18 protein-coding genes and 1 pseudogene are annotated in these 24,569 nt (G+C 70.7%); 9 read left to right on the top strand and 10 right to left on the bottom strand.

The genetic code is table 11. The features are described from left to right. The first annotated feature begins 11 nt into the window (after positions 1-11). Both EF387_RS24590 and EF387_RS24585 read left to right on the top strand, forming a co-directional pair. Positions 12-944, top strand: coding sequence for a bifunctional helix-turn-helix transcriptional regulator/GNAT family N-acetyltransferase (locus tag EF387_RS24590; protein ID WP_128378775.1), 933 nt, complete (start codon positions 12-14; stop codon positions 942-944). A gap of 87 nt (positions 945-1,031) precedes the next feature. Then, positions 1,032-1,832: a sugar phosphate isomerase/epimerase family protein gene (locus EF387_RS24585; RefSeq protein WP_128378774.1), complete on the top strand. Its 801-nt coding sequence runs from the start codon at positions 1,032-1,034 to the stop codon at positions 1,830-1,832. Between the two features lie 67 nt (positions 1,833-1,899). Here the strand turns inward: EF387_RS24585 and EF387_RS24580 are convergent, their stop codons facing one another. Further along, a complete protein-coding gene (locus tag EF387_RS24580; RefSeq protein ID WP_128378773.1) occupies positions 1,900-2,883 on the bottom strand; it encodes a peptidoglycan-binding protein in 984 nt (327 codons plus the stop codon). Positions 2,884-3,080: 197 nt separating this feature from the next. After that, positions 3,081-3,215 (bottom strand): annotated as a pseudogene (locus EF387_RS24575) (peptidase E); the annotation flags it as partial. A 255-nt stretch (positions 3,216-3,470) separates the two neighbouring features. Between EF387_RS24575 and EF387_RS24570 the strand changes: the two are divergent. Continuing rightward, a complete protein-coding gene (locus EF387_RS24570; protein ID WP_238431662.1) occupies positions 3,471-5,582 on the top strand; it encodes an acyltransferase family protein in 2,112 nt (703 codons plus the stop codon). Between the two features lie 49 nt (positions 5,583-5,631). Here EF387_RS24570 and EF387_RS24565 read toward each other — a convergent pair whose 3' ends face one another. After that, entirely contained in the window at positions 5,632-6,270 is a 639-nt protein-coding gene (locus tag EF387_RS24565; protein WP_128378772.1) for a GNAT family N-acetyltransferase, read from the bottom strand. Between the two features lie 780 nt (positions 6,271-7,050). Here EF387_RS24565 and EF387_RS24560 point away from each other — a divergent pair. Together EF387_RS24560 and EF387_RS24555 are read left to right on the top strand one after the other, a co-directional pair. After that, a complete protein-coding gene (locus EF387_RS24560; protein WP_128378771.1) occupies positions 7,051-8,871 on the top strand; it encodes a glycoside hydrolase family 3 protein in 1,821 nt (606 codons plus the stop codon). 135 nt (positions 8,872-9,006) lie between these two features. Next, positions 9,007-9,633 (top strand): hypothetical protein, encoded by a 627-nt coding sequence (locus tag EF387_RS24555; RefSeq protein ID WP_128378770.1) that lies wholly within the window; start codon positions 9,007-9,009, stop codon positions 9,631-9,633. Between the two features lie 77 nt (positions 9,634-9,710). On the opposite strand, the gene EF387_RS24550 is transcribed toward EF387_RS24555, so the two are convergent. The 5 genes from EF387_RS24550 to EF387_RS24530 all read right to left on the bottom strand — a co-directional run bounded on the left by EF387_RS24550 (position 9,711) and on the right by EF387_RS24530 (position 17,889). Continuing rightward, positions 9,711-11,135 (bottom strand): S28 family serine protease, encoded by a 1,425-nt coding sequence (locus EF387_RS24550; RefSeq protein WP_128378769.1) that lies wholly within the window; start codon positions 11,133-11,135, stop codon positions 9,711-9,713. A gap of 139 nt (positions 11,136-11,274) precedes the next feature. Beyond that, positions 11,275-11,625 (bottom strand): hypothetical protein, encoded by a 351-nt coding sequence (locus EF387_RS24545; RefSeq protein WP_128378768.1) that lies wholly within the window; start codon positions 11,623-11,625, stop codon positions 11,275-11,277. Positions 11,626-11,830: 205 nt separating this feature from the next. After that, entirely contained in the window at positions 11,831-15,655 is a 3,825-nt protein-coding gene (locus EF387_RS24540) for an ABC transporter ATP-binding protein (protein ID WP_128378767.1), read from the bottom strand. 190 nt (positions 15,656-15,845) lie between these two features. Beyond that, the gene (locus EF387_RS24535) at positions 15,846-16,883 is read right to left on the bottom strand and encodes an esterase-like activity of phytase family protein (RefSeq protein ID WP_128378766.1); all 1,038 of its coding nucleotides are present in this window, start codon (positions 16,881-16,883) and stop codon (positions 15,846-15,848) included. A 67-nt stretch (positions 16,884-16,950) separates the two neighbouring features. Then, on the bottom strand, positions 16,951-17,889 hold the full coding sequence (locus EF387_RS24530; protein WP_128378765.1) for a serine hydrolase: 939 nt from the start codon (positions 17,887-17,889) through the stop codon (positions 16,951-16,953). A 307-nt stretch (positions 17,890-18,196) separates the two neighbouring features. Between EF387_RS24530 and EF387_RS24525 the strand changes: the two genes are divergently transcribed. From EF387_RS24525 to EF387_RS24510, 4 genes are all read left to right on the top strand, one after another. Next, entirely contained in the window at positions 18,197-19,684 is a 1,488-nt protein-coding gene (locus EF387_RS24525) for an FG-GAP repeat domain-containing protein (RefSeq protein ID WP_128378764.1), read from the top strand. Between the two features lie 57 nt (positions 19,685-19,741). Further along, a complete protein-coding gene (locus EF387_RS24520) occupies positions 19,742-20,086 on the top strand; it encodes a hypothetical protein (RefSeq protein ID WP_128378763.1) in 345 nt (114 codons plus the stop codon). Between the two features lie 269 nt (positions 20,087-20,355). Next, on the top strand, positions 20,356-21,117 hold the full coding sequence (locus tag EF387_RS24515) for an endonuclease I family protein (RefSeq protein ID WP_238431661.1): 762 nt from the start codon (positions 20,356-20,358) through the stop codon (positions 21,115-21,117). Between the two features lie 119 nt (positions 21,118-21,236). Next, entirely contained in the window at positions 21,237-21,839 is a 603-nt protein-coding gene (locus EF387_RS24510) for a hypothetical protein (protein ID WP_128378761.1), read from the top strand. Between the two features lie 41 nt (positions 21,840-21,880). Here the strand turns inward: EF387_RS24510 and EF387_RS24505 are convergent, their stop codons facing one another. Next, positions 21,881-23,569 (bottom strand): thiamine pyrophosphate-binding protein, encoded by a 1,689-nt coding sequence (locus EF387_RS24505; RefSeq protein WP_128378760.1) that lies wholly within the window; start codon positions 23,567-23,569, stop codon positions 21,881-21,883. Beyond that, on the bottom strand, positions 23,566-24,552 hold the full coding sequence (gene speB, locus EF387_RS24500; protein ID WP_128378759.1) for an agmatinase: 987 nt from the start codon (positions 24,550-24,552) through the stop codon (positions 23,566-23,568). The genes EF387_RS24505 and speB overlap by 4 nt, the downstream gene beginning before the upstream one ends. Between the last annotated feature and the right edge of the window lie 17 nt (positions 24,553-24,569).

Here is a 24,569-nt window from a genome sequence, read left to right as displayed (position 1 = left end):
GGGAGACCCTCATGACCGTGCAGGACATCCGGTCCTTCAACCGCTTCTACACGAACGTCATCGGCGCCCTCGACTACGGCCGCCACCTCTACGCCCCGTACACGCTGACCGAGTCCCGGGTGCTGTACGAGCTCGCCCACTCACGGCAGTTGGACGCGGCCGACCTACGGACCCGGCTCTCGCTGGACGCGGGCTATCTGACCCGGATCCTCAACAAGTTCGAGCAGGACGGGCTGGTCGAGCGGGGCGCCTCCGAGCGGGACACGCGTCGCCGTCGGATCACGCTCACCGAGCGCGGACGGGAAGCGCAGAACCTGCTGGAGGAGCGCAGCCAGGAGACGGTGGGGTCATTGCTGGGATCGGTCCCGGCGCAGGACCGGCCGCGGCTGGTGGAGGCGATGCGCACGATCCGGGAGATCCTCGCCGCGCCGCGTCCGCCGCGCCGCGAGGACGTGCTGCTGCGCGAGCCGAAGCCCGGTGAGCTGGGCTGGATCGTGGAGCGCAACGCGGCCGTCTATGCGGCGGAGTACGGCTGGAACACCGACTACGAGGGCCTGGTCGCCAGGATCGTCGCGGACTTCGCCGAGGACCACGACCCGCATCTGGAGCGGGTGTGGATCGCGGAGATCGACGGGCGGGCGGTCGGCTGTGTGATGTGCGTGCGCGACGAGACCCCGGGCGCCGCCCGGTTGCGGCTGCTGCTGGTGGAACCGGAGGCACGCGGGCTCGGCATCGGCGACCGGCTGGTGGAGGCGTGCGTCGACTTCGCACGCGGGGCGGGGTACCGGGAGATGGTGCTGTGGACCAACGACTGCCTGGTGGCGGCCCGCAAGATCTACCAGCGGCACGGCTTCGTCCTGGTCGCGGAGAAGCCGCACCGTTCCTTCGGTGCGGATCTGGTGGGCCAGGACTGGAGGCTTGATCTGCACCCCGCCGGCGAGTGAAGCGTTCCTCGGACGGTCGGCCGGCCGCGGGCAGCCGTGATGGCCCCGCGCGAGCCAATCCCGCCCACCACGAGTAGTGTCCCCACCATGAAGCTGGCCTTCTCCACCCTCGGCGTCCCCGGTCTTCCGATCCCCGACGTGGTGCGGCTCGCGGCCACCCACGGCTACCACGGGGTCGAACTGCGCGCGCACCCCGAGGAGCCGGTGCACCCCGGCATAGACCTGAGCGAACGGGCCGACGTGGCCGCCGAGTTCAAGGCGGCGGGCGTCGAGATCCTGGGCCTCGCGGGATACGCGCGCGTGGCGGCCCCGGGCGACGACGACCCCGTCATCGCCGAGATCCGTGAACTGCTGAACCTCGCCCGCGACCTCGGCGCCCCCTTCGTACGGGTCTTCCCCGGCGCCGGCACCGAGCAGAGCCTGGAGGAAGCCGAGGCCGCGGCGGCCCGGCGGCTCGGCACGGCCGCGGAGTACGCCGCCGACACCGGCGTCCGCATCCTGCTGGAGACCCATGACTCACACCGGACCGGCGCCGACGCGACCCGCATCCTCGGCGCCGTCGGCCACCGCCGGGTCGGCGCCCTCTGGGACGTGATGCACACCTGGCTCGGCGGCGAACAGCCCGTGGAGACGTACGCCGCGCTGTGTACGCAGCTCGGCTATGTGCAGGTCAAGGACATCGCCTCCGCCGAGGACAAGACGCCGCTCGGGCTCGGCGCGGGCGTCCTGCCGCTCGCGGAGTGCGTGGAGGTCCTCAGCCGCGAGGGCTGGGACGGCTGGCTGTGCTGGGAGTACGAGAAGCGGTGGTACGAGGCGGCGGCTCCGCTGGAAGGGCTGCTGGGCCCCGGGCGGGAGCACCTCGGGCGGCTCCTCAACGAATCCGCCTAGCACCGCCCGGCGGGCCTGAGGCCTGAACCTGGGTTCCGGGCGCAGTGGACGAGCGGTACCGGCCCGGTCAGGAGAACAGCAACCGCCACGTCAGCGGACCCGGCCGGCCGTCCGCGTCGCCGCGCAGTTCCTTCCTCGACTTCTGGAAGTCGCGGACGTTGAGCCGGTCCGCCTCGCCCCAGGTTCGGCTCGGGCCCACCTTGTAGTGGTCTCCGAAGCCGCGCTTGACCAGCTGCTTGCCGAGTTGCAGGACGTAGGCGTTCGACGCCCCGTCCAGGAAGTACTTGCGGCCGGGAAAGGCGGGGATGGTGGGCGTGGTCGGTGTGGTGGGCTTGGTCGGCGTCGTGGGTCTGGTCGGTGTCGTGGGCTTCGTGGGCGTGGTCGGCTTGGTGCCACCCGCCGGGTCGTCGTCGCCCAGGTCCAGCTCGGCCTTGGCGTACTTGAGGAGCCGGGCGAAGTCGATCGCGCCGGGGTCGCCATGCGAGTTCTCCGGGACGTGCATATGGCCGCACACCCCCTTGAACGACTCCCACTGGGCACCCGACATCCGCTGACCGCCGGCATTGGCGTACGACGTCGGGTACGCGGGCCACTCCGTCGGGCCGGACAGCGGCACCCCGTGCTCCTCGTGCATCCAGGCCAGGAAGCGTGCGACGCCCTGGAGCGCCCAGTCCGGTGCGTCCGGCCAGTAGACGTGTGACTGGTCCGCCTTCTCCCACTTGGCGTGCGTCTTGGGGTCGCAGGTGCCGACCAGCTCGACCTGGCACACGTTCATGGTGTTCGTCTCGACTCCACCGCGCAGGTTGACCAGGGCCCGGGAGGAGGTCTCTATGTCGAAGTGCTGGTACCACCGCAGCTTCTTGGCCGCGAGGTCGGGGACCGCGGTCAGGTTCGGTGCCGAGGAGCCGCCGCCGTAGCCCGGCAGCGTGCGGCCCTCGGTGGTGTGCAGGACGACGACGTTGACCTCCATCGCGTCGCCGGGGTGGTCGTCCTGGTACCAGTTGGCGCGACTGGAGCCGGGGTATCGCTGAGGGCCAGTCTTCGTGCTCATGTGCAACTCCTCATGCATCCCATGGATTGCCTCCCGCACCGGACCGCCGCGAGGGAGTTGAGGAGATCATGGCCCAACCGTCTTGTTTTGTACGGCGGTTGGCTCGGAAACGTTGTCACGGATCATCGACAGTCGTCTCGGATCGTCAACGGTCGTTTCAGCCGCCGGTCCCACCAGAGGAGACCTCGCGGCTCCCCCTACTCCGGCGGGGCGGGCAGCAGGCGGGGTTCGATGCGTTCCTCGACGGCCGTGTCGCCCTCACGACGGACGATGTACGCACCCTTCCCCGGCACTTCGGCGACCGCTTCCACCAGCCCGGTGCCCCGGTGGACGCCAACGACCGGGCGAAGTCGATCGCGCGGTTCACAGAGACTGACGCCCTCTGGGAGCGCCCGGGCCGAATGGAGGGAACGCCCTGGCTGGACAGCGGCGAACGCCCAGGCTGAATGGGGGTGAACCGGTGGTTTCCCGCGGTTGAATCTTCGCGGGTGAGGCGAAGTCGGGGCGAAACTGCGGAACCGCGTGTGGCGGCCGGGCTGATCTTCTTGGCGGAAGCGTGTCAGTCGTCCGAGGAGAGTCACCCCCTGATGCCGAGCGTCATGTCCGCCGAGATACGTACCGTCCCGGCGAGCGGCAGCTCCGTACCGCCCCCGGGCCATGCGCTGCGGCTCGACATCCAGGGGCTGCGCGCGGTGGCCGTCGGGCTGGTGGTGCTCTCCCACGCCGGCGTGTCCCAGGTCAGTGGCGGTTACATCGGTGTCGACGTCTTCTTCGTGATCTCCGGTTTCCTGATCACGTCGCTGCTGCTGCGCGAACTCGGCACCACCGGCCGGGTGTCGGTCCGTTCCTTCTACGCGCGCCGGGCACTGCGGCTGCTTCCCGCGTCGTCCCTGGTCATCGCCGTCACGCTGGGCGGGGCGTGGCTGTTCCTGTCGACGGCGCGGCTCGCGGAGTACGCGGGTGACGCCCTCGCCGGCGCGCTGTACGCGGTCAACTTCCGGCTGGCGGCGGCCGGTACGGACTATCTCGCCCAGAACAGCCCGCCGTCGCCGTTCCAGCACTTCTGGTCGCTCGCCGTGGAGGAGCAGTTCTACCTGGTGTGGCCGCTGCTCCTGCTGCTCACCTGGCGGGTGGCCCGCGGTCGGCGCCGGCTGGTCGCGGTGCCGCTCGGGGTCCTGTGCCTGGGGTCGTTCGCGGCGGGCGTTCTCCTGACGAACTCCTCGGCGCCCTGGGCGTACTTCGGTTCCCTCACCCGGGCCTGGGAACTGGGCGCCGGTGCGTTCCTGGCGCTGGCCACCGGCCGGCTGGAACGACTGCCCGCCGCCCTCGGGGCCCCGCTGACCTGGCTCGGCCTGGCCTGCGTCACCCTGGCAGCGGTCTGGTACGACGACGAGACGCCCTTCCCCGGCTACCACGCCCTCCTGCCGGTCGCCGGCACCGCGCTCGTCCTGGCCGGCGGCTGCGCGCCCACCCCGTACGGCGCGGGGTGGCTGCTGGGGCGGCGACCGCTGGTGTGGCTCGGTGGACTCTCGTACGGCTGGTACCTGTGGCACTGGCCGCTGCTGGTCATAGCACCGGCGGCGCTGGGCCGCGCCGACGGCACCGCCGACGTGCCGCTCGCGCTCGGGCTGTCCGCGGCGGCGCTGCTCCTGGCGTGGCTGACCCTGCACTTCGTCGAAAACCCGGTCCGCTTCCACCGGGCCTTCCGCGGACGCCCCCGCCGCGCCCTGGCCCTCGGGACCGCGCTGTCCGCGGGCGCCTCGGCGCTGTCGCTGACGGCGACGGCGGTCCCGCCGACGATCGAGGTGGGCGCCCCCGCGCCCGCGCTGGCGCAGGCTCTCTCCGACGCACCGGCCCCGCAGGCACGTCTCAGCGAACTCCTTGCGTCGTCCCCCACCGCCCTGCCGAGCAACCTCGCCCCGCCCCTGCCGAAGGTGAAGTCCTCCCGCTCCGCGGTCTACCGGGACGGCTGCCACGTCGACCACGCCGCCACGCGCCCCCGGCCCTGCGTCTACGGCGACCGGTCGTCCTCCCGTACGGTCGTCCTCTTCGGCGACTCCCACGCGGCCCAGTGGTTCCCGGCCCTGCGCGTGCTCGCGACCGCACGCGGCTGGAAGCTGGTCTCGTTGACGAAGGCCTCCTGCAAGGTCGCCGACGTGACCATCGTCAGCGATCACAAGCCCTACACCGCCTGCGACACCTGGCGCTCCAACGCCGTGGCAAGGATCAAGAGCCTGCGCCCCGCCCTGGTCGTCGTCTCCTCCTCGGACGCCGGCGACCCGGCCCGCCCCGCCGCCGACCCCCTCCACCAGTGGACCACCGGCTTCGAGAACACCTTCCGCGAACTGGGCACCTCCGGCACCCGGATCGCCGCCCTGCTCGACACCCCATGGCCCAAAGGGGACCCCATCGACTGCGCCGCCAGGAACTCCCTGCAACTACGCGCCTGCGCGAACCACTTGCCGGACGCGACCCGCGACGCCACCCGCGGTGCGGCCATCCGCGCCGCCGCGTCCACCACGACCACCACCGTCATCGACCCCACCCCCTGGGTCTGCGCCCCCCGCACCGGCATCTGCCCCGTAGTCGTCGCCGACACCGCCGTCTACCGCGACGACAGCCACCTCTCAGAGGCGTACGCCGAGGCGCTTGCCCCGGTTCTGGCGTCGTCACTGGATCGCCTCGTGGGTGCGCCCTGAACACAGCGGAACGCCCCGGCACAGCGGTCGCTGGGGTCAGACGTACGGTTCACGAGCGGGCCGTACGCACCCGTATCGCGGACAGCCGTTCCTCCAGCCGGGCCCGGCACTGGGGCCATTCCCCCTCCGTGATCGCATAGATGGCGGAGTCACGGAGTTGGCCCTCCTCGCCCGGGGCCCAGGAGCGGGACCAGTTGCGCAGGACTCCCTCGAACCGTGCTCCCGCGGCCTCGATCGCGGCACGGGAACGGCTGTTGCGTGCGTCGGTCTTCAAGTCCACACGCGCCACCCCCCAGTTGTCGAAGGCGTGGCGGAACAGCAGGAGCTTGGACTCGGGGTTGATCCCCGTGCCCTGGGCCGACTTGGCGAGCCAGGTGAAGCCGACCTCGATCGCGTCCAGCCGGTCCGCCGACCGCCATGAACGCGGCTCCCAGTAGGACGTGGTTCCGACCACCCGCCCCGAGGACCGCGACACCTGCGCGTACGGTGCGAGGCTGCCCGCCGCCGCCCGGGCGAGCTGTGCGTCGATGTACTGTCCGACCTCGTCCGCCCTGGGCACCCAGGTGTACGCGTACGAGCCGCGGTCCTCCTCCGCCGCCTCCGCGAGGCCGGCCGCGTGGTGCTGCGCCAAGGGCTCCAGCCGCACCAACTCGCCTTCGAGGACCGGCCCCACCAGCTTGAAAGTCATCGTCCGCTGCTCCCCGTCTCCGTGGTCGGGAGCACTCTTCCCCACCCGCCCTCGGCCGTCGAGCGGAATTCCCCGCGGCAGCGCCGCAAGCAGGGGCCGGCAGCGGCCGAAAGTCTCGGCTCCTGAGCCACTGGGACCACACCGGTACCAATTTCCGGAAACCCGGGAACCCGCCCCGGGAGGTGTCCGTCCAATGTGCGTGCTGCCGGATGAGTCTCCGTTGTGCGGTGTCGGCCTCGCTGCTGGCTGCGATCGCTGACAACACCCTCTCCACCGCCTGCGGCCGGCAGCACGCCGTCACCGGCGCGCCCCCCTCCGACTGCGCCGGTGACGGCCCCTCAGGGGTCCTTGCACTATGCCCGCCCGGGTCGCGCGGCCTGGCACCGCTCCCCCAAGCTCTCGGCTGCGCTCGAGCAGGGGGACCCCCCATCGCAGCGTTGCCGAAAAGCCCTGGTAGCTCCTCCCCCACTCTCGACTCCGCTCGAGCGGGGGCACGCCCATCGAGGGCTCTTGGGCGCCTTGCGATGCACGGCACCAGACCACGCGACCTCATCGGACGCTCATAGTGCAAGGACCCCTCAGCCCTCTCCGGTGAGTCCTGAGCGTGTCGCCGCCGCTCGGCTCGTTGTCGTGTACACCCTTGACCGTAAGAAACTTCCCGGTTATTCGTGGCTCGTCGGAAGTTTCCTTCACCAGCAGCCCCTCCACTGGATCCAACCTCAGGGATTCCCTCATGGATCCCGACGGATCCCCCACGGATCCCCTCCGGAAGGAGCGCACGTGCACGACAGTCGCAGCACGGGAAGCACCTCCAGACGTACCGTTCTCGCCGCCTCGGCCGCGACCGCGGCGGCCGCCGCCGGGGCGCTGGGTGCGGCCCCCGCCCACTCCCTCCCCTCGGACGACGCACGGCTCCGCGCCCTCATCTCCCGCATGACGCTGGAGGAGAAGGTGGGCCAGCTGTTCGTCATGCGGGTGTACGGACATTCGGCCACCGCCCCGGACCAGGCCGACATCGACGCCAACCTCAAGGAGATCGGGGTCCGCACCGCCGCGGAGCTGGTCGCCAAGTACCGCGTCGGCGGTGTCATCTACTTCACCTGGGCGCACAACACCCGTGATCCTCACCAGATCGCCGATCTGTCCAACGGCATCCAGCGGGCGTCCCTCGACCTGCCCCGCGGACTGCCGCTGCTCATCGCCACCGACCAGGAACACGGCATCGTCTGCCGGGTGGGCAAGCCCGCGACCCTGTTCCCGGGAGCGATGGCGCTCGGCGCGGGCGGACTGCGGACGGACGCCCGCGAGGCCGGACGGATCGCCGCCGCGGAACTGCGCGCGCTGGGCATCAACCAGAACTACGCGCCGGACGCCGACGTCAACGTCAACCCGGCCAACCCGGTCATCGGCGTACGCTCCTTCGGCGCCGACCCGCAGGCAGTGGCCCGTATGGTCGCCGCGCAGGTCAAGGGCTACCAGGGGGCCCGGGTCGCGGCCACCGCCAAGCACTTCCCGGGGCACGGCGACACCGAGACCGACAGCCACTACGGCTTCCCGGTGATCGAGCACACCGAGGAACAGTGGGCGACGCTCGACGCCCCGCCGTTCCGGGCGGCGATCGCGGCGGGCATCGACTCCATCATGACGGCGCACATCATGGTCCCGGCGCTCGACCCCTCCGGCGACCCGGCCACCCTCTCGCATCCGATCCTCACCGGCATCCTGCGCGAACGGCTCGGCTACGACGGGGTGGTGGTCACGGACTCGCTCGGCATGCAGGGCGTGCGCACCAAGTACGGCGACGACCGGGTGCCCGTGCTGGCGCTGAAGGCCGGTGTCGACCAGCTCCTCAACCCGCCCTCGCTGGACGTCGCCTGGAACGCGGTGCTGAGGGCCGTGCGGCAGGGTGAGCTGACCGAGGCCCGGCTGGATCGGTCGATCCTGCGCATCCTGCGGCTGAAGGCGAAGGTGGGGCTGCTGAAGAACCCGTACGTCACCCATGCCGGCGTGGACCGTACGGTGGGCACGGCCGCGCACCTGAGGGCGGCGGACCGGATCGCGGAACGGACCACGACGCTGCTGGTCAACTCGCGCGGGCTGCTTCCGCTGTCCCGGCGGACGCACCGGAACGTCCTGGTCGTCGGCGCCGACCCGGCGTCCCCGTCCGGCACCACGGGCCCGCCCACCACCGTGCTCGCGACCGCGCTCGACGAACTCGGCTTCACGGCGACCGCGCTGTCCACCGGCACCAACCCGTCGCAGGCGACCGTCGAGACGGCGGTGGCCGCGGCGCGTGGCAGGGACGCGGTCCTCGTCGCCACATACAACCTCGCGGCCGCGCAGAAGACGCTGGTGAACGCGCTGCTCGCGACCGGGGTGCCGGTGGTCGCGGTGGCCGTCCGCAATCCGTACGACGTGGCCCAGCTGCCGGGTGTGGAAGCGTATCTGGCGGCGTACTCGTGGACGGACGTAGAACTGCGGGCCGCGGTGCGGGTGATCGCGGGGCGGGTGCGGCCTCGGGGGAAGCTGCCGGTGCCGGTGCAGCGCGCGGACGATCCGACACAAGTGATGTTCCCCATAGGGCACGGTTTGATGTACTAGCGGACTGTGTCTGACGTACCGGATGTACGCTTCCCACCCGGCGTGTCAACTCCAACATGCGCAAAGGACCCCACACACCTGGCGTGGGCACGCTCCGGCGCGTCACGCTGGACAGGTGAATCGGGGGGGTTTCCTATGCGCAAGAGGCACGGTGTGGGGGTGGTGTGCGCGCTGCTGACCGTGGTGGCTGCGCTCACCGGATGCCAGTCGTCGGGGTCGTCGGACAGCCGGCTGGGCCAGGAGCCCTCGCCTGCGCGGACGGTGACGTCCTCGGGGTTCGGGGCGGAGTTCCTGGGAGTCGACGAGTGCAGTTCCTTCGGTACGACGAACTTCACCGAGGTGTCGTGCGGCAGTGAGCGGGCGTCGGCGCGGGTGATCGCCCGCTACGACGGGAAGGTCGCGGACGGGCCGCTGTGCCCCGCCACGACGGACTTCGTGCTGCACATCAGCGAGCAGAGCGGCGCCTCGGGCGAGGACGGCGGCGGAGCGATCCCGCAGGGCTACGCCTGCATGCGCAACCTCCAGCCGCCGCATCCGGGTGACCCCGGTGGCGGGGGCGGGCCGCGGACCATCGTCGGCGACTGTGTCTACAGCGCGGGCAAGGGAGAGGTCCGGGAGACCGCTTGCGACGGCAAGGCGGAGAACAAGCCGGAGTTCAAGGTGGCGTCGGCGGTGAAGAGCCGGGCGCAGTGCCCGGGGTCGACCTCGCTGTACGTCGAGCTCGGGGGTCCCAAGCCGGTGGGGTGTGCCCGCAAGCTGTGAGTTCGCGTGCGGGAGGGGCTGAACACTCGCGGTTCAGCCCCTCCTGTGTGCGCGGGACTACTCCCGTGTGTGCGGGACTACGGACGCAGCGCCGGCTCACGCTCGACGTCGCGCTTGTCCAGCTTCGCGTCGAACTTGGCCAGTGGCTTCGCCTTCGAAGGGTCCTCCTGGACCGTTGTGGAGGCGACTCCCGCCCAGTCGAGGATGCGGGCGGTCGCGAGGGCCTTCTCGTCGGCGATCAGGCCGGCCACGTTGGCGCCGTGGTTCAGGCCCGGGGCCGTGAAGACGTAGGAGTCCTTCGCGCCCCGGCCGAGGCGGAACGGCTCGGCGCCCCACGGGTCGTTCTCGCCGTAGACGAAGAGCATGCGGTTGGCGCGGTGCTTGACCCAGGTGTCGATGTCGCGCATCGCGAACGGCTGGAACTTCATCGGGATGGAGCGCGGCACGAAGTTCCGCGGCGGCTGGTAGCCGTAGCGGATGTACTTCTTCTCGATGTGCGGGAAGGTGATGGTCGGCGCGCCCAGCTGCGTACCCGCCTGGTAGAAGTACGGCGTGTACGGCTCCAGGCCCTGGTCGGTGTAGAAGGAGAACCCGGAGATCGTGTCGATCGAGGTGAAGATCTCGTCGTCCGTGGCGTTCTTGGCGTCCGCCGGGATGGTGTCGCAGTCCGACAGCAGGCTGTACTGCCAGAAGCCCCAGACGTAGTCGAGAACGACCGCCTCGTAAGCGCGGTCCAGGCTGCCGATGGTGTTGAAGGTGTACTCGTTCTCGGCCGCGTACGCCGCGTACTTCTTCTCCAGCGGCTCACGGCGCACCAGCGCCTCGCGCTGCACCGCGTTCAGCCGGTCGCGGCACTCCTTGGTGCCGACCTTGGCGAAGAAGCGGTCGTAGGCGGAGTCCTCCTTGTTCACCACGTCGTTGGGCGCCACGTAGGCGACGACACCGTCCATGTCGCGCGGGTAGAAACGCTCGTAGTAGGTGGCGGTCATGCCGCCCTTGGAGCCGCCGGTGGAGATCCACTTCTTGCCGTATATCGGCTTCAGCGCCTTGAAGATGCGGTGCTGGTCGCTGGCGGCCTGCCAGATGTCGAGCTTGGTCCAGTCGGCCGGGTCGGGACGGGACGGCGTGAAGAACCGATACTCCATGGAGACCTGGTTCCCGTCCACGATCTGGGTGGGTTCGCGGCGGCCGGGTGTCGTGGAGACGTTGTAGCCGCCGGTGTAGAAGACCGTCGGGCGGGACGTGTCCCGGTGCAGCACGGTGATCCGCTGCTGGAACGTTCCCTTCGACGGGCGCCGGTGGTCGACCGGCTGGGTGTAGTTGAGCACGAAGTACCGGTAGCCGGTGTACGGCTTCTCCTGGATCAGGCTCATGCCCTCGATCGCGAGCAGCCGGTCCTTGATGTCGACGGGCTCGGGCTGGGCGGCGGTGGCCACCCCGGCCGTGCTGACAGTGCCGATCAGCACCACGAGCGCGAGCAGCCATCTGAGCGCCTTGCGCATGACTCTCCCCTGGAATACACAGATGTCCGCCGGAAACTAGCGGAGCAACTGCCGTGACACCAGAGGTATCTGAGAAATCGTCAGACGAAGCGCCACAAATGGGCGTCAGCCGGAAGAGGGTTTCGGGCTGTCCCGCGCGTCAGCACCTGAACCAGCCCCTGGTCACCGAGTCCCCGCCGACAGCCCCCCTGATCAGGATGCGGCGGTGTCCGACATGCACGTTCACGGGGCCCGCGTACCGGGTGAACTTCCCCTCGTTCACCACGGGCCAGTTGCCGCGCGCCTGCACGCTGACCGACATCCACTGGCGCTTGCCCGTGCGCTTGGGCAGGGTCACCGCGCAGACGTAGCCGCGGTTCTTGAAGACCAGGACCTTCCCGGTGGAGAAGGTGAACGTACGGATCTTGCGTCCGGGGCAGTGCGCGGACGCCGCCTGCGCATCGGTGGGCGTGACGAGCGCCAGCAGGCCCGAGGCGGTGAACAAGGCCATCGCAAGCACCAGCCGACGGCGTATCGCACCCCCTGATGTGTTCCCCACTGCCCATCCCTCCCCGACGCTTCCCCGCGTACTTCCCGGCGTCCTGCTGAACTGACGCACGGCAGACATCGGAGGTTGCGTCCCCTGTCGGGACGGGACGCATCTACGCAAAGTTTCCACAGCCCGTGACGGTTCGTGTACGGGGACCGTCACACGATCATGACGAGGTGCCGACGCGCTCCTCCGGCTCCGGCTCCGGCTCGCCTATGAAGGTCCGCCACAGCCGCGCGTACCGGCCGCCGAGCGCCAGCAGTTCGTCGTGGGTGCCGTCCTCGGCGACCCGGCCGCGGTCCATGACCACGACCCGGTCCGCGCGCGCGGCCGTCGTCAGACGGTGGGCCACGACCAGCGTGGTGCGGCGTCCGGTGAGCCGGTCCGTCGCCTGGTTGACCTGTGCCTCGGTGGCCAGGTCGAGGGCGGCGGTGGCCTCGTCGAGGAGCAGGATGTCCGGGTCGACGAGTTCGGCGCGGGCGAGCGCGATGAGCTGCCGTTGTCCGGCGGAGAGGTTCCGGCCGCGTTCGGCGACCTCGTGGAGGTAGCCGCCCTCCAGCGTGGCGATCATGTCGTGCGCGCCGACCGCGCGGGCGGCGGCCTCCACCTCGGCGTCGGTGGCGTCGGGCCGCCCGTAGGCGATCGCGTCCCGGACCGTGCCCTGGAAGAGGTACGCCTCCTGCGGTACGACACCGAGACGGTGCCGATAGGAGGTCAGATCCAGGGCACGCAGATCCGTGCCGTCGACCGTGACCCGGCCCCGGGTCGGGTCGTAGAAGCGCGCGACCAGTTTCACCAGCGTGGACTTGCCGGCTCCGGTCTCACCGACGAAGGCGACGGTCTGCCCGGCCGGGACGGACAGGGAGACCCCGCTCAGGGCCTCCTCGCCTTCCTCGCCGGACCCGTAGGCGAAGTCGACATCCTCGAAGGCGATGTCGCCGCGCAGCGAGCGCACCTCGAGCGGCTCGGCGGCGGCCTTGGTGGAGGTCGGCTCCTGGAGGAGTTCCTGAATGCGGCCGAGCGAGACCGTGGCCTGCTGGTAGCCGTCGAAGACCTGGGAGAGCTGCTGTACGGGGGCGAAGAACAGGTCGATGTAGAGGAGGTAGGCGACCAGCGCGCCGGTCGTCAGCGTCGCGGCCTCCACCCGCTGCGCGCCCACGATCAGCACGGCCGCCGCCGCGAACGACGACAGCAGCTGCACGAACGGGAAGTACACCGAGATCAGCCACTGGCCGCGGATGCGCGCCTGCCGGTAGGCCTCACTGCCCGCCGCGTAACTCCGGGCGCCCGCCTCCTCCCGCCGGAAGGCCTGCACGATCCGCAGCCCGGACACCGACTCCTGCAGTTCGGCGTTGACCACCGACACCCGCTCACGGGCGAGTTCGTACGCCTTGACGCTGGCGCGGCGGAAGAAGACCGTGCCGACGATCAGCGGCGGCAGCGTCAGGAAGACCACCAGAGCGAGCTGCAGGTCGATCACGACGAGCGCGACCATGATGCCGAAGAAGGTGGTGAGGGAGACGAACGCGGTGACCAGGCCCGTCTGCAGGAACGTCGACAGCGCGTCGACGTCGGTGGTCATACGGGTCATGATCCGGCCGGTCAGCTCCCGCTCGTAGTAGTCGAGTCCGAGCCGCTGCAGCTGCGCGAAGATCTTCAACCGGAGTGCGTACAGGACACGTTCGCCGGTGCGGCCCGTCATCCGCATCTCGCCGATCTGGGCGGCCCACTGGGCCAGCACGGCGAGCAGCCCGAGCAGGGAAGCTGCCCACACCGCGCCCAGGGCGAGTTCGTTGACTCCCTGGTCGATGCCGTGCCGGATCAGCACCGGCAGCAGCAGGGCCATGCCCGCGTCGGTGGCGACGAGGACGAGGCTGAGCAGCAGCGGCAGCCCGAAGCCGCGCAGCAGCCTTCTGAGGCCGTAGGACTCCTCGGGCCGGACCGCCTGCGCCTCGTCGACGCCGGGGGTGTCGGTCGCCGGGGGCAGCGCCTCGACCTGTGCGAGGAGTTCGGGTGTCGCGGGCATCCCGTCGAAGGCGGTGTCGCGGGGTTCGCGTTCACCCGTCCACAGTCTGGGTGTGATGCCTCGCTCGGCGTCGAACTCGGCGTCCAGCTCGTCCCTTATGGAGGTGTCCTCCTGCGGGCAGGACGGCTGGGTGTGACCGGGCGAGACCCCGCCCAGTTCGTCGGGGTCGGTGAGCAGCCGCCGGTACAGGGGCGAGCGCTGCTGGAGTTCCTCGTGGGTGCCGATGTCGGCGAGCCGGCCGCCGTCGAGGACGGCGATGCGGTCGGCGAGGTTGAGGGTGGAGCGCCGGTGCGCGATCAGCAGTGTGGTCCGGCCCTCCATGACGTGTTTCAGCGCCTCGTGGATCTCGTGCTCGACCCGGGCGTCCACCGCGGAGGTCGCGTCGTCCAGCACGAGCAGGCGTGGGTCGGTGAGCAGGGCGCGGGCGAGTGCCATGCGCTGGCGCTGGCCGCCGGAGAGGGTGAGGCCGTGCTCGCCGACCTTGGTGTCGTAGCCCTCGGGCAGGTCGGCGATGAAACCGTCCGCCTGGGCGGCCCGCGCGGCGGCCTCGATCTCCTCCTGGGTGGCGTCCGGGCGGCCGTAGGCGATGTTGTTCCGGACCGTGTCCGAGAAGAGGAAGGAGTCCTCGGGGACCAGCCCGATCGCGGCGCGCAGCGAGTCCAGGGTGAGCTCGCGGACGTCGTGGCCGCCGACGAGGACGGCGCCGTGGGTGACGTCGTAGAAGCGCGGCAGGAGGAGGGAGACGGTGGACTTGCCGGAGCCGGAGGAGCCGACGACGGCGAGGGTCTCGCCGGCGCGGATCTCGAAGGACAGGCCGTCGAGGACCTTGGCACCGTCCTGCCCGTCGGCGTCGTGGCCGTTGGTGCCGTAGCCGAACGACACGTCGTCGAACTCGACGGTCGCGGGGGCGTCCGCGGGCAGTTCCCGCGTGCCGTCCTTGATCGACGGCCGGGTGTCGATCAGCTCCAGTACGCGCTCGGTGCCCGCCCGGGCCTGCTGCCCGACGGTGAGCACCACGGCGAGCATCCGCACCGGTCCGACGAGTTGCGCCAGGTACGCCGAGAAGGCCACGAAGGTGCCGAGCGTGATGTGCCCGCGCACCGCGAGCCAGCCGCCGAGCGCCAGCATGGCCACCTGGCCGAGCGCCGGGACGGCCTGCAGGGCGGGGGTGTAGCGGGCGTTCAGCCGGACGGCGCGCAGCCGGCCCGCGAACAGCCGCCGTCCGACCTCCCGCAGCTTCCCGGTCTCCTGCTCCTCCTGACCGAAGCCCTTGACCACCCTGACACCGCTGATGGCACCGTCGACCACGCCCGCCACGGCGGCCGCCTGCGCCTGGGCGTACCAGGTGGCGGGATGCAGCCTGGTGCGGCTGCGCTTGGCGATCACCCACAGGGCGGGGGCGACGGCGAGGGCGACCAGGGTGAGTGGCAGTGAGAGCCACGCCATGATCACGACGGAGATGAGGAAGAGCAGGATGTTCCCGATCGTCATCGGGAGCATGAACAGCAGACCCTGGATGAGCTGCAGGTCACTGGTGGCCCGGCCGACGACCTGCCCGGTGGACAGCTCGTCCTGCCGTCTGCCGTCGAGCCGGGTGATCGTCTCGTACATCCCGGTGCGCAGGTCGTGCTGGACGTCGAGCGCCAGGCGGCCGCCGTAGTAGCGGCGGACGTAGGTGAGGGCGTAGACGACGACCGCGGTACCGATCAGCGCGCCCGCCCAGGGGGCCATGGACCTGTTGCCGTCACCGATCACATCGTCGATGATCACCTTGGTGATCAGCGGCACGAGGGCCATGAGGGCCATCCCGGCCAGTGAGGAGCCGAGCGCGAGCACGACGTCCTTCGGGTACCGCCACGCGTATCCGGCGAGCCGTCGTGCCCAGCCGGGGCTCTCCTGCCCGGCCCCCTCCTGTTGCGCTGCCACGCAGGTGCCTCCTGTCCATGCTGGTCCGCCGGCAGCCATCGCTGGTCCGCCGGAAGACATCAACAGACATCAACATCGACAGAAGCGGATTTCATCCCTCCGCAACACACTCCCTGTCCGGACCCTCACGGAAACCCGGACCTGAGCGCTCCGCACGACCGCTCCGGTCACCACGCGGCACCCCGGTGCACGGTCGCGTGTGGCCCGGCCGAACGGTCGGGCCACACGTTCAGACGCGGACCGTCAGCCGGTAGAACCGGGTGGTCTGGGTCGCGCCCTGGTTGTCGTCGCTGACCAGGAGGACGCGGAGGCGGCCGTGGGGGTCGCGGCCGGTGATCGTCATGCCCTCGATGTTGTCGAGGAGCGGGTTGGGCTGGGGCTGCTTGGCCGTGGCGCCCAGGGACGGGCAGTTCACCAGGTCGGCGAGGAGCGTCTTGCGGGCGAGGCGTACGCCGTCCTGTCCGGTCAGGGTGTCGGTCCGGGAGGTGTCCGTGGCGTGCCGGAGATCGGCGAGGTGGAGGCGGACGGTGTTGCCGACGCCGGCGGTGAAGCCGCGCTCCAGGACGAGGAGACGGCCGTCCGGGGTCGCGGTGGTCTCCGAGACGCCCAGGCCGGGGTCCTTGCGGTAGCCGTACTGGGCGCCGAGGCGAAACTCCCCGTGGCGGCGGTCCGCGGCGCGGTTCCAGGTCTGGAGGCGGACGATGCCGTCCGTGTCGCCGCTGAGGGTGCCTTCCATGCCCGCGAGGAGCGTGCGACCGCCGGGGAGGAGGGTCAGTCCCTCGAAGGTCTGGTTGCCGGTGGCGCGGCCGGCCGGGGCGACCCGGAGTGCCTCGGGCACGGGGAGCCGGTCCAGGATCCTGCCGTCGCGGGAGTGGCGGCGGATGGACGGTTCCGTCTCGGAGGCCACGAGCCGGGTGCCGTCGCGGTCGACGACCAGGCCCTCGGAGTCGAGCGCGGCACCGTTCTCGTCCGCGAGGGCCACGACGCTCCCGGGCGCGAACGTGCCGCGGTCCAGGATGAAGAGCGCGGACCGGTCGGAGAGCGCGGCGAGCCTGCCGTCCCGGTCCACGGCGAGAGCGGAGAAGTTGCCTGTGAAGGTGCCGTCGAACGTCGTCTTGTCCAGCGCGTCGGAGAAGGAGTCGATCGAGACGGTGGGCGAACAGGCACGAGTGCCCGGGGAGTCGGCGTTGACGGGCCCCGCGGCGACCAGACAGGTGGCCGCCGCCAGCCCGGCGGTGACGGTGGCGAGCAGAGATCTCAGGCGCATGGCAGGACGCTAGGACGCCCGGGTGTCCCGGGAGCGGCCTCCTGGTGAAGGCCGGCCCGGGCATGGGTCACTTCGCCGTGTCCTCAGGGACCGCCGGGAACGTCGGGAACGCCTGCATCGGGGTGCTCGTCGTGCCGTGGCGCTGGGGGCTCACGGTCGTCGGGACCAGGTCCTTGTGGATGGCCCGCGCCACGTTCTGGATGGTGGTGACGCCGTAGTTCATCGTGCTGTTGCCCTGTGTGAGGACGGTGATGTAGTAGTCGTGGCCGCCGCCCTGGAACGCGCCCACGCTGTGCACCCGCCAGCCGTGGGTGGCGCGGGGGAGCCAGCCGTTCTTGACGTACACCTTCACCGAGGAGGGCGCTCCGGCGGGCGTGCCCCAGCGCTGCGAGGCGACGACCCTGTTCATCAACTTCATGATGTACGCGCGGGAGTTGTCGCTCAGCACGGAGTTCCGGGCGGTGATCAGCCCCAGCAGCTTCTGCTCGTCGCGGACCGTGATCTGCGTCAGGCCCCAGTAGCCGTTCGCGCCCGGCCGGGTCTGGGTCATCCCGGCGGCGGCCAGGAACTGCCTCACCTTGGTCACCCCGAGCTGTCTCCACAGCGCGGTGGTGGCGTCGTTGTCCGACTTGGTGATCATCGCGGTGGCGAGGTTCTGCTCACGCTGCGTCAGATACCGGTTGTGCTTCCTCGCGTCCCACAGCAGCGTGGCCAGCACGGTCACCTTCACGACGCTGGCGGAGTCGTAGGCAGTGGTGGCACGGAGCGAGCAACTCGTCTTCGTCTTGCGGTCGTGGACGCCGAGGGCCACCGTTCCCCGGCGCGTGGCGAGCGCCGCCCTGATGTCCCTCTGTAGCTTGGCGGCGAGTCCCGCCTTGGCGGACGTGCAGGTCACCTGCGGCGTGGCGGCACCGGCGGGCGTCGAGGCCACGACGAGCGGCGCCAGCACCCCGGCCGCCAGGCCCGCCCCGAGCACGCGGGCGCGCCGGGATAAACGGTGAGTCATGAAGGCTTCCCCTCTCGAAGCACGTGCGAGTGCGCCCCCGGCACACTCTCAGCCCTTGACACGCGAAGGGTGGCGAAAGGTTGTACGGGTTGTGCGGATAGACGTACGGCCGTACGAGGAGCTACTGCGCGGACGCGATCGGCGAACCGGTACTTCACGCGCCTGTCGGTGAGCGACGTGGAAACCTGCGCCGAACAGGCTGTTACGCACGCATGACAATTGACCGTACAACCTATGGCCTGAGGTTCGAGTCGCACTGCATGAACGACGATCACGCGTTCACCTGTCCTATTCGAGAGGCAGTCGCATGTCCGGAGTAAGACGCAGAACCCGCACCAAGCGGCTGACCGCCCCGCTGGCCGCCGCGGCGCTGGTCGCCGGAGGTCTCGGTGCTTGGGCTCTCACAGGGGGCGCGGCCCAGGCCGCCGCACCGTCCGTTCAGGTCCAGGACGACTTCAACGGTGATGGGAAGGCCGACCTCGTCGTCGGTGCGCCGAACGCCACGATCTCGGGCCAGGCCAAGGCGGGCTACGTAGCCGTCACCTACGGTTCCTCCAGCGGGCTCTCCGCCTCCAGGAAGAAGCTGGTGAGCCGCTCGACCAGCGGAGTACCGGGGGCCGCCACCGCCGGCGAGCGCTTCGGCTCCACCTTCGCCAAGGGAGACCTGGACAACGACGGGTTCGGCGACCTCGTGATCGCCGGCGGCAAGGCCGGCTCCGTCATCCTGTGGGGCTCCGCCTCCGGACTCACCGGCGGCACCAACATCGCCGGGTACGGGGCCGCCCCGCAGATCGGCGACTTCGACGGGGACGGCAAGGCCGACCTCGCGCTGTTCTCGGCGCAGCCCCTGAGCGGCGACGACCCCGTGGGCGCGCCGGCCACGCTGTGGAAGGGCCCCGTCTCCCGGGTCGGCAAGCCGGCCGCCGTGCTCAACGTGGTCGACAAGTCCCAGTGGTGGGGCTACGAGGCGGACGACGCCACCTGCGTCTCCAACGGCGGCTGCGAGGACGGCCCCGCATCCATCACCGGCCCCGTCGTCTCGGGCCAGGTCGGTGACGTCAACGGCGACGGCAAGGACGACATCGTCCAGTGGGCCTACGCCGGTGACGGCCAGTGGGGCAACAGGCTGCTGCTGGGCGGCGGTGCGGGCTTCACCGAGACCTTGTCGATCGGCGACGGGGGCAGCACTCCGGCCGGCACCGGAGTGGGCGACGTGAACGGCGACAAGTTCGACGACATCGTCGTCGGCGCGGACAGCATTTCCCAGAAGGTTCGCATCGCGTACGGCTCCGCCTCCGGCCCGTCCCCGAGCAACGTGAAGACCTTCGACCAGGACCTGCCCGGCTTCCCCGGCGCCCAGGAGTCCGGTGACCTGACCGGCGGGGCCGTCTCGGTCGCCGATGTCACGGGAGACGGCTTCGCCGACATCGCGCTCGGCATCCCCGGCGAGGACTTCAGCGGCCTCACCAACGCCGGCTCGGTCGCCCTCGTCCGCGGCAGCGCCTCCGGTGTCACCGGCGCCGGCACGACGGTCATCACCCAGAACACCGCCGGGGTGCCCGGAGTTGCCGAGACGGGAGACAAGTTCGGCGTCACCACCGCGCTCCTGGACGTCAACGGCAACGGCCGCCGGGACCTCGCCGCCGCCTCCACCGCCGAGAACAGCAACGACGGGGCCGTGTGGCTGCTGCGCGGTTCCTCCACGGGCCTGACCGCGACGTCCGCGTTCGCCTTCAGCGGCTCGACCCTCTCCGCGCCGGCAACGGACGCGCTGTTCGGGTTCAGCCTGCGTTGATCCTGCACCAGCGCGCGCTGAGAATGTGCCGATCGTGAACCAGTCCGCGCTGAGCATGTGCTGACCGTTCACCGAGCGGACGAACGGGCCGTACACCCCTCCCAGCCCGACGGTTGGGGGAAGGATGTACGGCCCGTTACTCATGCCTGCGCGCTCGGTGGCGGCATGGGCGGCGGCCGGGGCGGCGACTCCGGCGTCAGTGCGGAGGTCACCGCTTGGGTGCAGAAGCACGGGACGGCGGTCGACACGAGCGAGTACGACGCCGGCTCGTCGTCCGACTCCGACTCCGACTCCGACTCCGACTCAGGTTCGGGTTCGGGTTCGGGCTCGCGGACCTCCGGCACCTCGGGCGCGCAGAACAGCCAGGCGATTTACCCCCTGGACGCGTCGGACGTCAACTAGGGCGATCCCTCCGCCAGTTGAGGGATATCCCTCGCATCGGGCAGCCCCCGGCCCCACCGAGGCCGGGGGTTGCTCGCTTTGCCGGAACGTCACACAACCGCTTCCTGTCCGTTACATGACAGACCCGTCCGCCATGCCACGCTCCCGGTTGACCGAACAGTCAACTCGCGTAGACCTCTTCGGGAAAGGGCACCCCCATGTCCGTTGCGCAGACAGGCAGACGGCGTTCCGGCAGCCGGCGGCCCGGCAGATGGAAGACGCCGGCGCTGATGACCTCCGCCGTACTGGTCGGCCTCACCCTGCCGACCGTGGCCGCGACACCCGCCGGAGCCACGACGACGGCGTACGACGACACGTACTACGCGGGCGCGATCGGCAAGACCGGCACGGCGCTGAAGGACTCCCTGCACACGATCATCAGCGACCAGACGAAGATCTCGTACTCGGCGGTCTGGAACGCGCTCAAGGTCACCGACCAGGACCCGAACAACAGCAACAACGTGAAGTTGCTCTACTCCGGGATCTCGCGGAGCAAGTCGCTGAACGGCGGCAATACGGGCAACTGGAACCGTGAGCACGTGTGGGCGCAGTCCCACGGCGACTTCGGCACCTCGGCCGGCCCGGGCACCGACCTGCACCATCTGCGCCCCGAGGACGTCCAGGTCAACAGCGTCCGCGGCAACAAGGACTTCGACAACGGCGGCAGCTCGTTCACCAACAGCGGCGGCAGCCTCACCGACTCCAACTCCTTCGAGCCCCGCGACGCCGTCAAGGGCGATGTGGCCCGCATGATCCTCTACATGGCCGTCCGCTACGAGGGCGACGACTCCTGGCCGGACCTGGAGCCCAACGACGCGGTCACCAACGGCAGCGTCCCCTACCACGGCCGCCTGTCCGTCCTGAAGCAGTGGAACGACGAGGACCCGCCGGACGCCTTCGAGGAACGCCGCAACGAGATCATCTACGACAACTACCAGGGCAACCGCAACCCGTTCATCGACCACCCGGAGTGGGTCGAGGCGATCTGGTAGACCGTTCGTCCGCGGCCCCTGCCCACCTGTGGTCAGGGGCCCCGCACGGCCGCGGCCCGTTCACGGCCGCGTGTCGGGAACGACGAAACAGGGAACGACGACCCCGGGACGGGGGACGTATGGACGGCAGGCTCAGGGACAGGTTGCGGACGTTCTACGAGTTCTGCCTCGATGTGTTCGACGACCTCCGCCACGATGGCGTCCCCGCCCGCGAGGTGCTGGTGCTGGTGGGTGCCGTGGCGCAGTGGCTGTGCGCCGTGGCCGGGCTCGTGTACTTCTGGCCCCGGGGGGTGACGCTCTCGACGTACGCCGTCGTTCAGGCCGCCTGCGTGGGATGCCAGGCGCTGGCCGTGGCGGGGGTCGTATGGCCCGGGCGCCGGGCCGGCTCACGTGACCTCGCCGGACTGCAGCAGGGCCTGACGCTGAACGTCCTGCTGTGCACCTGGCTGCTGGGGGTGCTCCCCGTCGGCGGGTTCCTGATGCTGACATCGCTCGAACCGGACGGCAGCCCGGCCGGGTTGGGCACACCCGTCGAGGCGGTGTTCTGGTCGGGCACGGCGCTCATGCTGGGGTCGATTGCGGGCCTGATCAGTGTGGTGGTCCTCGCCGACCGGGTACGGCGGTCCGACGCGGGGGAAGGGTCGGCGGACGGACCGAGCATGGGGGCGTCGCCGTCCGAGGACGACGGCCATGGGTCCGGGTCCTGGTCCGGCGACGACTGAACGCGTTCCGGCGACGACTGAACGCGCCGGTGGACCCTGCCTCAGCCCTCCAGATGCGTGGGCGCGAACATCCGCAGCACCGCGGGCAGGACGACGACAGAAGGCCCGGGCGCGGCAAGGGACTTCGCGAGGTCCTCGGCCAGCGTCGCGGGACTCGTCCGCACGCCCGGCACCCCGAACGACTCCGCCAGCGCCACGAAGTCCGGGCGGTGCAACTCGGTGCCGGTCGTCTCACCGAACGCGTCCGTCATGTACTCGCGCAGGATGCCGTAGCCGCCGTCGTCGACGATGAGCCAGGTGACGTTCAGGTCGTACTGCTTCGCCGTGGCCAGTTCGGCGATCGAGTACAGCGCGCCACCGTCGCCGGAGACCGCGAGGACCGGTTGGGTGGGGTCGGCCACCGCGGCGCCGAGTGCCGCCGGGAAGGCGTAGCCGAGGCCGCCCGCGCCCTGTGCCGAGTGCATGATGCCCGGGCGGCGGGCGTCGAAGGCGGACCAGGCCCAGTAGGACAGGATCGTCATGTCCCAGAAGGACGGGGACGCCGCCGGGAGGGCCCGCCGAATCGACCCCAACAGCTCCTGCTCCAGGGTGAGTTCCTGGGCGGCGATCCGGTCCCGGACCTTCGCGAGGACGGCCCGAACGCGCTCCGGTGCCGTGGCGTCCTCGCGCACTGCCGTCGTCTCGATCAACGCCTGGAGGGCGAGCCGCGCGTCCGCGTGGACGCCGAGCGCCGGGTGGTTGGACTCCAGCTTGCCGAGGTCCGCCTCGATCTGGACGACCCGGCCGCGGGGCTTGAACGTGTAATAGTTCGAGGAGAGTTCGCCGAGGCCGGAACCCACCACCAGCAGTACGTCCGCGTCCTCGAGGAAGTCCGTGGTGTGCCGGTCCTCCAGCCAGGACTGCAGCGACAGCGGGTGCTCCCAGGGGAAGGCCCCCTTGCCGCCGAAGGTGGTGACGACGGGCGCGGAGAGCTTCTCCGCGAGCGTCCGCAGCTTCCCGGAGGCATCCGCCCGGATCACTCCCCCACCCGCGATGATCGCCGGGCGGTCGGCGCGGGAGAGCAAGTCTGCTGCGACGGCAGTCAGTTCGGGCCGGGGCACGAGGTCGTGCGGGGCCGCGTCCACCCCCGTCACCACGGGCAGGTCCGTCTTCGCCAGCAGTACGTCCTGCGGGATCTCCACCCACACCGGGCCGTGCGGGGCGGTCAGCGCCGACTCCCAGGCGGCCGCCACGGCCGAGGGGATCTGGGACTGGGTGCGGACCGTGTGCACGGACTTCACCACTCCCCGGAACGAGGCGGCCTGGTCCGGGAGTTCGTGCAGATAGCCGTGGCGCCCGCCGCCGAGTCCGGCGGTCGGGATCTGGCTGCTGATCGCGAGGACGGGCGCGGAGGCCGCGGCCGCCTCCTGCAGCGCGGCGAGAGAGGTCAGCGCCCCCGGGCCGGTGGAGACCAGCAGCGGTGCCGCCTCACCGGTGACCCGGCCGTAGGCGTCGGCCGCGAACCCCGCGTTGTTCTCCACCCGCAGCCCCACGTACGTCAGACGCGAGCGCCGCAGCGCGTCGAACATGCCCAGCGCGTGCTGGCCGGGCAGCCCGAAGACGGTGGTCGCGCCGAGGCCGGCGAGGGTCTCCACGACCAGGTCCCCGCCGGTGCGGCCGTCGGGAGGGTTGAGCGCGGCCTCCGTCTGCGCCGGGGTCGGCCGGAGTACGAGGTCGTGGTCGTGGGTCACTTGCTCTCGGCTTCCTCGCCGGCCCGGCCCCCGGCGATCTGGCGGGACATGATGGTCGTCAGCTCGTACGCCGTGTGGGACGCGGCCACGGCGGTGATCTCGGCGTGATCGTACGCGGGCGCCACCTCGACGACATCCGCGGAGACCAGGTTGCATGAGGCCAGCCCGCGCAGGATCTCCAGGAGTTCGCGGGAGGTCATGCCGCCTGCCTCGGGGGTGCCGGTGCCCGGAGCGTGCGCCGGGTCCAGGCAGTCGATGTCGATGGAGATGTACAGCGGACGGTCGCCGATGCGCTGCCGGAGCTGGTCGGCGATTTCGTCGGCGCCACGCCGGTAGATGTCGGCGGAGGTGACGATGCCGAAGCCCATCTTCTCGTCGTCGGTGAGGTCCTGCTTGCCGTAGAGCGGGCCGCGCGTGCCGACGTGGGAGAGGGCGGACGTGTCGAGGATGCCCTCTTCGACTGCCCGCCGGAACGGGGTGCCGTGGGTGTACTCGGCGCCGAAGTAGGTGTCCCAGGTGTCGAGATGGGCGTCGAAGTGGAGCAGCGCCACCGGCCCGTGCTTCTTCGCCACCGACCTCAGCAGCGGCAGCGCGATCGTGTGGTCACCGCCGAGGGTCATCAACCGGGCGCCGCTGCCGAGGAGTTCGTCGGCGGCGGCCTCGACGGTCTCCACGGCCTCGTTGATGTTGAACGGGTTCGCCGCGATGTCACCGGCGTCCGCGACCTGGGCGAGGGCGAACGGGGACGCGTCCTGCGCCGGGTTGTAGGGGCGCAGCAGCCGGGACGCCTCGCGGATCGCGTTGCCGCCGAAGCGGGCGCCCGGCCGGTAGGAGACTCCCGAGTCGAACGGCACGCCCACCACAGCGACGTCGGCGGTGCCGACCTCCTCGAGGCGGGGCAGCCGGGCGAAGGTCGCGGGGCCGGCGTACCGCGGGACGCGGGACGAGTCGACCGGGCCCCGGGGGGTCTCGTTGCTGCTCATGGGAACTGCCTTCTTCC

Origin of the sequence: Streptomyces cavernae (assembly GCF_004023625.1) — a bacterium.
GTDB classification, from domain to species: domain Bacteria; phylum Actinomycetota; class Actinomycetes; order Streptomycetales; family Streptomycetaceae; genus Streptomyces; species Streptomyces cavernae.
This window is presented reverse-complemented; position numbering and strand designations above follow the sequence as displayed.